The sequence below is a fragment of the Actinomadura sp. NPDC049753 genome (assembly GCF_040674655.1).
GTDB lineage: Bacteria > Actinomycetota > Actinomycetes > Streptosporangiales > Streptosporangiaceae > Spirillospora > Spirillospora verrucosospora.
Genome location: NZ_JBFARL010000326.1, coordinates 1 through 5,412 on the forward strand (window position 1 = coordinate 1; position 5,412 = coordinate 5,412).

7 protein-coding genes are annotated in these 5,412 nt (G+C 73.4%); all 7 read right to left on the reverse strand.

Going from position 1 to position 5,412, the window contains the following annotated elements; genetic code table 11:
• The coding region (locus AB0K37_RS39930; RefSeq protein WP_363990827.1) for a maltotransferase domain-containing protein at window positions 1-722 on the reverse strand (722 nt) is incomplete at its 3' end.
• Window positions 723-888: 166 nt separating this feature from the next.
• Window positions 889-1,632, reverse strand: a complete 744-nt coding sequence (locus AB0K37_RS39935) for a copper homeostasis protein CutC (protein WP_363990830.1) — start codon at window positions 1,630-1,632, stop codon at window positions 889-891.
• Complete coding sequence (locus tag AB0K37_RS39940; RefSeq protein WP_363990833.1) at window positions 1,629-2,570, reverse strand: asparaginase; 942 nt, start codon at window positions 2,568-2,570, stop codon at window positions 1,629-1,631. The genes AB0K37_RS39935 and AB0K37_RS39940 overlap by 4 nt, the downstream gene beginning before the upstream one ends.
• A gap of 8 nt (window positions 2,571-2,578) precedes the next feature.
• Window positions 2,579-3,421, reverse strand: a complete 843-nt coding sequence (locus tag AB0K37_RS39945) for an amino acid ABC transporter permease (RefSeq protein WP_363990835.1) — start codon at window positions 3,419-3,421, stop codon at window positions 2,579-2,581.
• Entirely contained in the window at window positions 3,418-4,062 is a 645-nt protein-coding gene (locus AB0K37_RS39950; protein WP_345186857.1) for an amino acid ABC transporter permease, read from the reverse strand. Before AB0K37_RS39950 ends, AB0K37_RS39945 begins: the two co-directional genes overlap by 4 nt.
• A 19-nt stretch (window positions 4,063-4,081) precedes the next feature.
• Window positions 4,082-5,017, reverse strand: a complete 936-nt coding sequence (locus tag AB0K37_RS39955) for a glutamate ABC transporter substrate-binding protein (RefSeq protein WP_345186855.1) — start codon at window positions 5,015-5,017, stop codon at window positions 4,082-4,084.
• Between the two features lie 52 nt (window positions 5,018-5,069).
• Window positions 5,070-5,412 (reverse strand): ATP-binding cassette domain-containing protein (locus tag AB0K37_RS39960; protein ID WP_363990838.1); only part of this gene is annotated, 343 nt, incomplete at its 5' end.

Below are 5,412 nucleotides of genomic sequence, written 5' to 3' on the forward strand. Positions count from 1 at the left end.
TCGGCGATCGCGGGCAGGCGTTTCATCGCGGTGCGCAGGGTGCCCGAGATCGGGCCGCGGCGCCCCAGAGGGTCGAAGGACGCGCCCTCGGAGCGCGGGAAGAACTCGTACCAGGCCCCGAACAGGGCCCGCTGCCGGTGCACCACCAGCGGATACCAGTCACTGACCGTCAACAGATCCCGCAACGGATACTGCTCCAACACGTTCAGCACGGTCGGATCCCCGGTGGCGGAAAGCCGATCCAGGGCGTCCTCGTCCTCGTCCGCCAGGAGCCGGGCGACACGCGCCAGGACGCGGCGATCCTTCGACGGCGCCTCGCGCGCCGCCCTCGTGAACAAGGCGACGCCTTCGGCGAACATGAGCTCGACGTCCTGCCCGCGCGGAACCTTGATCTGCGCGTCGTGGCGCCAGTGCGCGATCGGATCGCCCCAGGCCTCCACCCGGAACGACCACGACCCCATCTCCGTCGGCGTCACCCGCGCCGACCAACGGTCCAGCCCGGCCCCGACCTCGCTCATCCGCTGCGGCGCCAGCTCCTCGCCGTCCGGCGTCCGCAGCACCACCGCCGCGCCCAGCCGCTCGTGCCCCTCCCGGAACACCGTCGCCGACACCTCGACGGTCTCGCCCACCACCGCCTTCGCCGGCCACCGGCCGCACCCCACCACCGGCGCCACGTCGACGATCGGGATGCGGCCGAGCTCCGCCTCCAGCTTCACCTGCATGTGCCCCGCTCCCGCCCGTCATGCCGTCCCGGCCCGGTCCGTGGTGCCGTCCCGGTACCGGTCGCAGACATCCATGCCCCGTCCGCAACTCACCGGCATCCGCGAAATCACAAGATCACGCAAAGAAGTGCCCGGGCCCGAGCGGGAGGGGGCGGGGCCCCGGCGGTCAGCCCGCGGCGCGGATGACCGAGGCGATGCCGCCGGACGTCGTGACGAGGCGCTGGTACTCCGGCCTGCGCAGCTCCCCGCCCATGAACGGGTACGGGTTGCGGTGCACGGCCGGGCTCGGCTCCTCGCTGAGCGCGGCGAAGTGGATCTCGCGGGCGCCGGTCTCCGCCACGACCCGCGCGACGTTCCGGTCGGTGACGCCGCCGCCGGGCATCACGATGACGCGGTCCCCGGCGTGCCGCACCAGCTCGGCGATCAGCGGCGCGCCCTCCAGCGCGCTCGCGTCCTGCCCGGACGTCAGGACGCGGGCCACGCCGAGCCCGGCGAGGACGTCGAGCGTGCCGAACGGGTCGGCGGCCATGTCGAAGGCGCGGTGGAAGGTGACGGGCAGCCCGTCCGCCGCCGCCATGAGCCGCTCGACGACCGGGCGGTCGACCGTCCCCTCCGGGGTGAGCGCGCCGATCACCACGCCGTGCGCGCCGGCCTCCCGGACCAGCGCGACGTCGTGCTCCATCGCCGCGACCTCGTGCTCGTCGAAGATGAAGTCGCCGCCGCGCGGGCGGATGATGACGTGCACCCTGATCGACGACACGGCGGCGAGCGCGGCGCGGACCGTGCCCAGGGTCGGGGTGAGCCCCCCGTCGAACAGCGCCGCGCACAGCTCGACGCGGTGGGCGCCCGCCTTCTCGGCGGCGACGGCGCCCGCGACGCTGTCGATGCAGATCTCGTAGGTGAGGCTCACGAACGTCCTTCCGGAATGGTGCGGATCTCGCCCACGGGGCGCCCGCCGCCGAGGACGGGGACGGCGCCCAGCGGGTCGGCCTGGGTGGTGTCAGCGCCGAGCGCGGCGAGCGCGCGCAGCGCGATGGCGGTGGTGGCGCGGGGGCTGCCGTCGATAACCTTCACCGCGACGGCGCGGCCCTCGGCGGTGGCGGCGACGAGCACGCCCTCCGCGCCGCCCTTGGCGACCGAGCCGGGCAGCGCCCGCATGAACTCGGTGTTGACGTGCCCCGTCCCGCCCACGTACTCGGGGTGGGCGCGCATGGCGTCCGCGACCGGGCGGGCGTCCTCGGTCAGGACGAGGGACCGCGCGGCGCGGGCGAGGCCGGTCAGGGTGAGGCCGAACAGCGGCGCGCCGCACCCGTCGATCGCGACGGGCGAGGGGTCCTCCCCGGCGCAGTCGGCCATGACCTGCCGCACCAGCTGCTGCAGGGGGTGCGACGGGTCGAGGTAGGTGTCGAGCGGCCAGCCGTTCACGGCGCACGCGGCGAGCATGGCGGCGTGCTTGCCGGAGCAGTTCATCCGCACCCGCGACTCGCCCTCGCCCGCCCTGACCAGCGCGTTCCTGGTCGCCTCGTCCTCGGGCCAGGACGGCGGGCACCGCAGTGCCTCCACGCCGAGTCCCGCGTCCGCGAGGATCCCTTCGACGGTCCTGACGTGGAAGTCCTCACCGGTGTGGCTGCCCGCCGCGATCGCGAGGCGCTCCCCGCGCAGCGGCGCGCCCGCCTTCAGGCAGGCGAGGGCCTGGAACGGCTTGGTCGTGGAGCGCGGCAGGACGGTCTCCGACACGGCGCCCCGCGCGTGGGCGAGGGAGCCGTCCGGGGCGAACCCGGCGACGCTGCCGTAGTGGCGGCTCTCGGCGAAGCCGTTGCGCACGACCTCGGCCAGTGCTTCGTACATGTCGATCCTCACGGTCGCGCCGCCGGGGCGGCCTCGCGGACGGCGCGGGACGGACGGGTCCGCTGCCGCGCCTCCAGCGTCCGCGCGAGCTTGGCCAGCGACGCGTTGATCACCAGGTAGATCAGCGCGATCACCAGGTAGGTCTGGATGAGCAGGTGGTTGTAGTTCGCCAGCACCTTCCCGCTGTAGAGCAGTTCGGCGTAGCTGACGACGTAGCCGAGCGAGGTGTCCTTCAGCAGACCGGCGGACTGGCTGACCAGCGACGGCAGGACGCGCCGCGCCGCCTGCGGCAGCACGACCAGCCGCATCGCCCGCCCGCGGGTCAGGCCGAGCGCGAGCCCGGCCTCCAGCTGCCCGCGCTCCACCGACCGGATCCCGGCCCGGAAGATCTCGGCGAACGCGGCGGCGTTGGACACCGACAGCGGGACGACGAGCTTCCAGAACAGCGGGAGGTCGAGGCCGTACTTCGGCAGCGCGAACAGCACGACGTAGACCAGCAGCAGCGCGGGGACCGTCCGGACGATCTCGACGTAGGCCGCGGACGGGACGCGCAGCCACCGCGCCGGCGACAGCCGCCCGAGCGCGAGCGCGACCCCGGCCGCCATGGCGAGGGCGATCGACACGACCGCCGCGTAGAGCGTGGAGCGCAGTCCCTCCAGGAGGTACCGCCACATCGGCCACGTCCCGTACGGGCGCCACCGGTCGGCGGCGAGCTGGCCGTTCTCGCCGAACTGGCGCAGCGCGAGCGCCACCAGGACGGCGCCGCCGAGCAGGGTCAGCGCGGTGGCGATCCGGATGCGGCGCCGGGCGCGCGGGCCCGGCTCGTCGAACAGCAGGCGCGAGGAGCTCATCGCAGGATCGCCAGCTTCCGTTCCAGGCCGCCGGTCACCAGCCCGAAGACCGCCGACAGCGCCATGTAGGCCAGGCCCGCCGTCACGAAGATCCAGATCGGCTGCGCCTCGGCGAGGTTGACCCGGTTCGCGGCGGCGGTCAGCTCGACGACGCCGACCGCGGCGGCCAGCGCCGTGTTCATCAGCGTCATGATCGCGATGTTGCCGAGCGGCTGGACGACCGTCCGCAGCGCCTGCGGCAGGACGACCAGCCGCAGCGACTGGACGAACGTCAGCCCGAGCGCGCGGGCGGCCTCGCCCTGCCCGGCCGGCACCGCGTTGATCCCGGAGCGGATCGCCTCGGCCGTGTAGGCCCCCTGGTAGAGGGCGATCACGACGACCGAGGTGGTGAACAGCCCGGCGATCACCCCGATCTCGGGCAGCCCGAACACGGCGATGACGAGCCACACCAGCAGCGGGATGTTCTGCAGCACCTCGACGTAGGCCATCCCGGCGGCGCGCAGCACGCGCACCGGGCTGACCCGCATCGCGGCGACCGCGGTCCCGGTCACGAGGGCTCCGGCGAGGGCCAGCAGCGTCAGCTCGACGGTGAGCAGCAGGCCGTCGCCGAACTCCCCGAGGTGGTCGGTGATGACGTTCATGACAGGGCGGGGCCTCCGCTCACTCCGAGCCCGGGGCCGAGCCGATCGCGGGCGGCTGCGGCGCCTCGCCCTGCACGACCGTCCCGATCGAGTTCTTCCAGACCTTCGCCCACAGGCCCGACTGCTGGATCTGCTTGAGCCAGTCGTTGACGAACTGCTTCATCTGCGCGTCGCCGTGCTTGAGGCCGATGCCGTACGGGTCGCTGGTGAACGGCTTGCCCTGGATCTGGATCGACGGGTCCTGCTTGGCGGTCGCGAGCAGCACGGCCTCGTCCTGGACGTAGGCGTCGCCGCGGCCCTGCTTGAGGGCCTGCACGCACTCGGGGTCGCTGCCGAACGTGACGATCTTCGCGCCGGGGGCGGCCTTCTTGATGGCCGGGATCGCCGGGGTGTTGGCGCCCGCGATGACGGTCTTGCCCTTGAGGTCGGCGGGGGTCTTGATGCCCGTCTCGTCCTTCTTGGTGGCGATGACCAGGCCGGAGCTGTAGTACGGCCCGGCGAACGCGACCTGCTTGGCACGTTCCGGAGTGATGCTGTAGGTCTGGAACACCACGTCCACGGTGCCGTTGGACAGCAGCGCCTCGCGGGTCTCCGACGCCGAGTTGACGATCTTCACGTTGGGCTTGCCGATGATGTACTTGGCGAGCAGCCGGCCGAAGTCGGCGTCCAGCCCCTCGACCTTCTTGGTCGCCGGGTTCTGCTGGGAGAGCAGGGGCGCGTCCAGCGAGCCGCCCACCACCAGCTCGCCGCGCTGCTTGATCTTCTCCATGGTGGAGCCGGCGGGCAGGCTCGCGGCGACCGGGGCCGAGGCCGCCAGGTCGTCGCCCTTGCCGCCGCCGGAGCCGGGCACCGCGGAGTCGGAGTCGCCGCCGGAGCAGGCCGCCAGGCCCGTCAGCGACAGCGCGGCCACCGCGGCCACCGCCGCCCGCCGCATCCCCGCAGGGGTACGCACCATGATCATCAACCTTTCTCGGGTGGCGCGCCATGGGCGGCGCGCCGGGGTCGCACTAGTGGCTGAGGACCTTGGCCAGGAAGTCCCGGGCCCGGTCGCTGGCGGGGGAGTCGAAGAAGGCGGCCGGCGTCGCGGTCTCCACGACCTCGCCGTCCGCCATGAACACGACGCGGTCGGCGACCCGGCGGGCAAAGCCCATCTCGTGGGTGACGACCACCATCGTCATGCCGTCGCGGGCGAGGCCCGTCATCACGTCGAGGACCTCGCCGACCATCTCCGGGTCGAGCGCCGAGGTCGGCTCGTCGAACAGCATCGCCTTCGGCCGCATGGCGAGCGCGCGGGCGATCGCCGCGCGCTGCTGCTGGCCGCCGGACAGCTGCGCGGGCAGCTTGCCCGCC

Bases quoted from the DNA above. Each gene is read 5' to 3' on its own strand.
- AB0K37_RS39955 (WP_345186855.1), bottom strand. From the start codon at position 5,017: ATGGTGCGTACCCCTGCGGGGATGCGGCGGGCGGCGGTGGCCGCGGTG.
- AB0K37_RS39940 (WP_363990833.1), bottom strand. From the start codon at position 2,570: ATGTACGAAGCACTGGCCGAGGTCGTGCGCAACGGCTTCGCCGAGAGC.
- AB0K37_RS39950 (WP_345186857.1), bottom strand. From the start codon at position 4,062: ATGAACGTCATCACCGACCACCTCGGGGAGTTCGGCGACGGCCTGCTG.
- AB0K37_RS39945 (WP_363990835.1), bottom strand. From the start codon at position 3,421: ATGAGCTCCTCGCGCCTGCTGTTCGACGAGCCGGGCCCGCGCGCCCGG.